The sequence below is a fragment of the Microcystis sp. M53602_WE12 genome (genome assembly GCF_030065455.1).
GTDB classification, from domain to species: domain Bacteria; phylum Cyanobacteriota; class Cyanobacteriia; order Cyanobacteriales; family Microcystaceae; genus Microcystis; species Microcystis aeruginosa.
In genome coordinates this window covers 1-4,692 of record NZ_JASJFB010000451.1, presented here as the reverse complement: position 1 = coordinate 4,692, position 4,692 = coordinate 1, and the positions used below count along the sequence as shown (strand labels likewise).

General features: G+C 41.5%; 5 protein-coding genes and 1 pseudogene. 3 read left to right on the top strand and 3 right to left on the bottom strand.

Features of this window, described 5'->3' with window-relative positions:
• Window positions 1-96: 96 nt before the first annotated feature.
• Window positions 97-776 (top strand): annotated as a pseudogene (locus PX482_RS15145) (RNA-guided endonuclease InsQ/TnpB family protein); the annotation flags it as partial.
• Between the two features lie 138 nt (window positions 777-914).
• Window positions 915-1,385: a DUF4079 domain-containing protein gene (locus PX482_RS15140; protein WP_002760891.1), complete on the top strand. Its 471-nt coding sequence runs from the start codon at window positions 915-917 to the stop codon at window positions 1,383-1,385.
• A 190-nt stretch (window positions 1,386-1,575) separates the two neighbouring features.
• Here PX482_RS15140 and PX482_RS15135 read toward each other — a convergent pair whose 3' ends face one another.
• The 3 genes from PX482_RS15135 to PX482_RS15125 all read right to left on the bottom strand — a co-directional run bounded on the left by PX482_RS15135 (window position 1,576) and on the right by PX482_RS15125 (window position 3,760).
• The gene (locus tag PX482_RS15135; RefSeq protein WP_002760892.1) at window positions 1,576-2,130 is read right to left on the bottom strand and encodes a hypothetical protein; all 555 of its coding nucleotides are present in this window, start codon (window positions 2,128-2,130) and stop codon (window positions 1,576-1,578) included.
• A gap of 519 nt (window positions 2,131-2,649) precedes the next feature.
• Window positions 2,650-2,952 carry a helix-turn-helix transcriptional regulator gene (locus PX482_RS15130; RefSeq protein WP_002760893.1) on the bottom strand — a complete coding sequence of 101 codons (303 nt, stop codon included), beginning with the start codon at window positions 2,950-2,952 and terminating at the stop codon, window positions 2,650-2,652.
• 109 nt (window positions 2,953-3,061) lie between these two features.
• Complete coding sequence (locus PX482_RS15125) at window positions 3,062-3,760, bottom strand: AraC family transcriptional regulator ligand-binding domain-containing protein (protein ID WP_002760894.1); 699 nt, start codon at window positions 3,758-3,760, stop codon at window positions 3,062-3,064.
• Between the two features lie 495 nt (window positions 3,761-4,255).
• Between PX482_RS15125 and PX482_RS15120 the strand changes: the two genes are divergently transcribed.
• Window positions 4,256-4,570, top strand: a complete 315-nt coding sequence (locus tag PX482_RS15120) for a DUF2092 domain-containing protein (RefSeq protein ID WP_288028229.1) — start codon at window positions 4,256-4,258, stop codon at window positions 4,568-4,570.
• Window positions 4,571-4,692 lie beyond the last annotated feature (122 nt).

Here is a 4,692-nt window from a genome sequence, read left to right as displayed (position 1 = left end):
ACCCCGACCAATATAAAAGAGCGAAGCACGACTAAAATCTTGACAATCTCTGCTGTATAGGTTAACTTAAAATAAGTTGTTTGAGGTCGATAAACAATGATTATCTTAGAAATGAAAGCAGTGGTCAAACCAAGTCAGTCTTCTGCCATAGATGAAGCTATTCGTACAGTACAATTCATCAGAAACAAAGCATTAAGGCTTTGGATGGATGCCAAGAGAGAAGACAAAATCGATAAATATTCTCTCAATAAATATTGTGCAGTTCTCGCCCAACAGTTCAAGTTTGTCGATACTCTAAATTCTACGGCTAGACAAGCATCGGCAGAACGGGACTGGTCAGCGATTGCCCGTTTCTATGACAATTGTCAGAAAAAAATAAAAGGTAAAAAAGGTTATCCCAAGTTTCAGAAAAATAATCGTTCTGTGGAATATAAAAACTGTGGCGGTCAACTATCGGAGGATAGAAAAAAATTACTTTCACAGATAAGAAAAATCTTGGCACGGTTAAACTGAAAGGAACTAGAGACTTAAACTTTTACCCTATAGACCAAATTAAACGAGTTAGGATTGTTAAACGAGCAGACGGTTACTATGTCCAATTCTGCCTTAGCGTTGATATTCGGGAATAGGCAAAACCCTTAGAACCGACTAAAAGATGTGTAGGATTGGATGTAGGCTTAAAAGTTTTCTACGCTAATAGTGATGGGGAAACGGTAGAAATACCGCAATACTATCGCCAAGCGGAAAAAAGATTAAACCGTTTGACCCCCCGACGTCGGTTGGGGGGGAGAGATTCCCTCTGGCGAATGTTGGATACGTCCTGTCAGATTAGGGAAACTCTATGAACCAAGAATCCCTCGCTTTTAGTGACGGGAGTGTCAATAAGAAGCGATCTTTGATGAGAACAGACAACTATGAACTTCGAGATTCCCAGTGCCGTAAAAACTTGGTCACAATTTGGCCATCCCATTCTAATGTGGGTTTTATTAGGATTAACTATCTATGCCCTCTATTCGGGGCTACAATGGCGACGGACGCGTACAGCAGATAAAGACCTAAAAAAAGAATTATTGCCCAAGGATTTTCGCACTAAACACTATCAAATTGGCTCCCTAATCCTCGCTTTAATGGTGTTGGGGACGATCGGGGGTATGGCGGTAACTTATATTAATAACGGTAAATTATTTGTCGGTCCCCATCTGCTGGCGGGTTTAGGGATGGTGGGTTTAATCTCGATCAGTGCCGCTTTAGTACCTTTAATGCAAAAAGGCAATGAATTGGCCAGAATCACCCATATTACCCTTAATGCCGTCATTTTAGGTCTTTTTGGCTGGCAAGCCTTCACGGGAATGGATATAGTCCAGCGTATTCTCAGCAAAATGTAAGAAACTTTGAAAATATAGGATGCGTCATCAGACGCATCCAACCCTAAAAAGTGCTTTCAAAGTTAATCACAAGTTATAGAATCTTTCTGACGGGTAGAAACAAAAAGCAAAAAATCAGATAAAGAGATATAGCGTTTCTCATAAAGATGAAGTGTAACCTAATGTAGTCGTGCAAAATAAAATGAGATGATTATTCAGGAGAAGACAAGTCGCGGAAAATCTGGCTGGCAATGGCTGCACTCCGGCGAATTTGTTCAATTTCGGAAAGATTTTGCCAATTTTCGGTTTCGATAGTCGTTTCGCTCTGGCCATTACGCATAGTATAGGCGTAGGGACGAGCAAAAACCTGTAAATCTTCTGGAGACCATTGGGGAAAGAGATCGCTAAGACAAACAACAAGGCGATCAAGGTTGTCTAATTGACTATCAACTAGATTTTCAGCGCTTTCTACTAGACGATTTAAATGTTCGGCCGGCAATAAAGAGGCAAATTTATCAAAGATATTAGACCGGGGTGAAACGGAAACTGTCGGGAATTTTTGGTGTAAACTGTTAAAGAATCTATCAGCTTGTGCTTTGATCGCCGTCGCTTCTAGTCCTTCACACAGAGAAAAGGGCGTTTCTGTCAGGTCTAAGGGATCATGACTCTCAACAGCGGTTACATCCCAGGGATAGGTGACTTCTTCTTCGATCAGGATTGCCAGAAGTTCCTCAGTAATCTGTTCGGATAGGGATAAATGGCTCATAAATAACACTCCATATATTAGCCTTTGTGGTGTTCAATGAGTAACTACATCTCGGTTTTGACAATTTCCGAAGCTACAAACAGACTTCTGGTGCAAGTCAGGCAAGAGGCACTGTTGCCATAGGAGCAATAATTAACCCTTGCATATCATTATTGATTACTTTTTGACTTTTGCCAGAAGCCGATCAGAAAAGTGGCATAAACTTCTCAACGCCTGAATTTGGAACAAGCTGACATCCTCTGCTGGAATGTAAGTGATAAGTTTTACCGCTCGAATCTGTCTTCCTCTCTGTGTTCTTTGTGCCTCCGTGGTTTATCCTTAATCTTTCTGGGATCACCTGAGAAAAACTGTATGCTAGGCCATATTTAACCAAGCTAAACCAAGAGAGCCTTAATTTTTTGGTTAGGATAGGCACTCTTGCAATAGTCCCTTCCATAGGTGTAATTAATTTTGTTCAATCTCTTGGTGTTTTCTTGTCCAGACTCCGAGAACACTGGCCCCTACCCCTCCTCTAGAGGTCTATTGATAATTAGCCAATTTTTGACGACGAAAATCCCGAGGTGATAATCCTGTCCAACGCTTAAAAGCGCGAGTAAAATGGGCGGTATCACTGTAACCTAATTCCATGGCAATATCAATTAATTTTATCTGGGGTTCCTGCAGCCACAAAACTGCTTGCTCAAAACGAATTTTTTCCACTACCTGAGTATAGGTTAAACCTTCTTCTCCTAACCTTCTTTGTAGGGTACGGACACTCATGCCGGTGATTTCTTTGGCTAAGTTAATATCGGGATAACCGTTGGGTAAAAGAGGAGTAATCACCTGTTTTAAAGAGCCACTTATAGCGTTTCTGATTCACAAGAGGTACATTCCCGATCCTGAACAGCTTAATCAGCAAAGGTTTAAGTGTGCCGCACAGATGCGAGAACCGCTATATATTCTGTACAGGGGAGGAAGAATAGAGATTTTCCCGATCTTTTTGACTCGGTTTATTATCTAAAGCTACGGAAAATTTAAGAGGTAAACTCAGAAAAGAACGAGGAAAAACAATAGCGGTAAATCCCATTCCCGCACGAATTTTAGTTCTGCTTAAAGATTCATCTTTTAATTCGCAGCCCCGCTCACCCTGAAGATAAATTGTCGGTGGCTGCCATAATTTTCCTAGGGCGATACTAACTAATTCGATCATCAGTCTTGAAGCAAATTGGGCAGCATAATGACAATTAACCTCCTGATTGTGGAGATAACGCTGACAAAAATAAGCGGTTTCTTCCTGTTCTTTAATCCAGAATATTTCCCCTGAATTGTTAGCAGTGATCATGTTTTTGACCGTATTAAAAGCATCATAGACAGTCAAAGACTGACAAATAATTCGCCTGAAAGTCCCTAAATCAGCGATCGAAGTTGCCTTCCCTACTAATAATCCTAAGTTGTCTATACCTTCTCTGTGCGCCGCTTTCTCGATCAACGAGAAGGCCTGATGACGTGGGATTAAAGATTCGGGATGATCGAGCGCAAATAAGGGTAATTTTACCTCCTCTAATAATTTTTCCGTGGGGGAACCGATGCGATGAAGAAACGTAACAAAGGGTAACAAAGTATTAACCCGAAGCAGGGGGATATATTTCATCTCATTAGAGAACAAGTCGGCGAAAGGAAACTGTGAAGATTATCGCGATTTTGGCGTGAGATGGCAAGAAAAATTTTGATGACACGCTACAATCTTGAATGTCGAAATTGTGAAAACTACCATCTAAGTGGGTGGGTGGAATTAAATATAAGATGAACGTAGGTTGGGTTGAAGCATGAAACCCAACGCCCGCATGGGTTACGCTACCGCTAACCCATCCTACAAATAATTGTGCCTCCCTACTTATTACCTCGAGTCGTGACTCTTTTTCGACAGAACAATGCCCTGACTTCCCCCAGGTCAAATTTATAAACTTTTGCTGATGAAAACAACCAAATCTTAGAATTGAGAAATAAAATGGAGGTTCTCCAGCAACAGAAGCGGTAAAAGCCATCAATCAATCAAAAAACAAGTCACCAGTTTAATTAATAATTCCTCGGTTATTTTTGCGAGCAGTCTAAGCACATTAACAAAAACTAGATTTTCAGAGCTGCCATGAATTTTCTGCCAAAAATCCTTTTACTGGGTCTAATTAGCTCCTCTGGGCTGGGAATCGTTTCCCCGGTCTCAGCAGAAACTCCCGCAAAAATTGAACCCAAGGCCCTAGCAATTCTCAAGCAAATGAGCGATCGCTTAAGTGCCGCTCGTTCCCTGGCCTTTACCGCCACTATCACCTACGAGAGTCCCAGTCGTATCGGCCCACCTCTGGTGTACACAACGATCGCCGATGTCACCCTGGAACGGCCCAATAAGCTCAGGGTGATTAGTCCGGGAGACGGTCAGGCTAACCAAGGGACTTCCAAAAAATAAACTATTCATGCTCAAGAATAATAATCATTCTCGGAGTGTAGGAGGTAGGGGTCGATGGTTGCCTCCTCCTTCCAATTTTGTAGTAGAATTAATCCTGTACATTATTAATCAAGTTTTTCTTT